The organism is Idiomarina sp. UBA4206 (genome assembly GCF_002383015.1).
Lineage (GTDB): Bacteria > Pseudomonadota > Gammaproteobacteria > Enterobacterales > Alteromonadaceae > Idiomarina > Idiomarina abyssalis.
Genome location: NZ_DFTS01000058.1, coordinates 51,246 through 52,275, shown reverse-complemented (window position 1 = coordinate 52,275; position 1,030 = coordinate 51,246). Strand labels below are relative to the sequence as shown.

General features: G+C 47.7%; 1 protein-coding gene. It reads left to right on the top strand.

The features are described 5' to 3' along the window. A partial coding sequence (locus B3180_RS11880) for a DUF2066 domain-containing protein (protein WP_286844757.1) occupies window positions 1–985 on the top strand: 985 nt, incomplete at its 5' end. Between the last annotated feature and the right edge of the window lie 45 nt (window positions 986–1,030).

Sequence of the window (1,030 nt, the reverse complement as noted above, 5' to 3'; positions counted from 1 at the left end):
TTCGGCAGAAGTTGAAGTCGCGTCACAAAGTTCATCGCACCGACAGCAGGCAATTGGTGAGGCTTTTGATCGAGTCATTATTAAGCTCACCGGGAAATCGGATGCGACAGAGCACGAAGCGATAGAACGAGCCAAGCGAGATGTCAATAATTACCTGGTGCAATATGGTTACAGCGATAACCAAGGGCAACGAACGTTAACAGCCACGTTTGACGGCAGGAAGTTAAGAGCACTTCTTGCCGAGCATCAACTGCCTTACTGGGGGAGTCGCAGACCTCAGTTAATGTTGTGGATTGCGAAAGAAAGTGACAACGGGCAACGCACAATAATTGACAGTAACAGTGAATCTGTTTTTACCCAGCAACTTCGATTTTTTGCAAAACAGTACAGTATTCCGGTGCAGCTTCCGCTAATGGATTTAACCGATAATTTCACCATTAGCGCAATGGATGTCTGGGGGCGCTTTTTAGACCCTGTGAGGACAACGACAGAGCGCTATGGTACGGATGGGTTACTGGTAGCACGTATTGTTCGCCAGGAGAATGAGGAAACACCCTGGAGTTTGAATTGGTTTGTAGAAATTGGTGATGACAGGTTTGCCGGAGAAGTGACGGCAACAAGCGTTGACTGGCTGGCAGAACCTTTAGTAGAACAGTTAATGATGAAGCTGTCAGCTAAATACAGCATGACCGCCGGTGATGAGAACGTACGCAACACACTGACGGTCAAAGTTGAGCAGCTAAACAGTCTGAGCAGTGTTTTAAAACTGGAAAGCTTTTTGAAAAGTATTGTATCGGTTCGGGAGGTTCGCTTATTGAAATACTCTCAGAATATGAGCGAATTCGAGATTGTTGTGAACGGACCGGTCGACCAAATACTGCAGGCTATCAACCTGGATGGGCGTCTTGTTTCTCAGGAAGTTGGTCCTTTTGTCGCTGCAAAACAAACGGAAACCCCCGTTTACCGCTGGGATGAGGGTCGCTGATGCCTCCACAGCAATTGCCGCTGGCTGTTCAGTTACCGGACGATG